The sequence below is a fragment of the Campylobacter taeniopygiae genome (assembly GCF_005406225.1).
Classification (GTDB): Bacteria; Campylobacterota; Campylobacteria; order Campylobacterales; family Campylobacteraceae; genus Campylobacter_D; species Campylobacter_D taeniopygiae.
This window is the reverse complement of record NZ_NXLY01000087.1, coordinates 1-309: the sequence shown is the minus strand read 5'-3', so window position 1 is coordinate 309 and position 309 is coordinate 1. Positions and strand designations below refer to the sequence as shown.

Sequence of the window (309 nt, the reverse complement as noted above, 5' to 3'; positions counted from 1 at the left end):
CCATGTATTCTTTAAGTTTATCTTCATAATAAGCAAATTCGGGTTTGTCATCAAAATTGAAATCATAATCGGGATCTTTTATATCATAATGATGATCATCACGATAATATTTGCAACCATTAGAAAGGACTTGAGGGAATTTTTTTTCTATGGCTTCTAATTGATCCCAAAAATCATCACCTAAAGACATTTTTTTCATTTCTTCTGCTTTTTCTTTTTCTCTTTGCAATATCTCTTCCCTTGCTTTTCTATCAAAAATATAAAGTCCACCATAATTTTTTGAAAGAATTTCTAATTCTTTTTCTTCTT

General features: G+C 28.2%; 1 pseudogene. It reads right to left on the bottom strand.

Annotated features, from left to right (window positions below):
• A pseudogene (locus CQA75_RS09365) lies at positions 1 to 229 on the bottom strand (tRNA 2-selenouridine synthase); the annotation flags it as partial.
• Positions 230 to 309 lie beyond the last annotated feature (80 nt).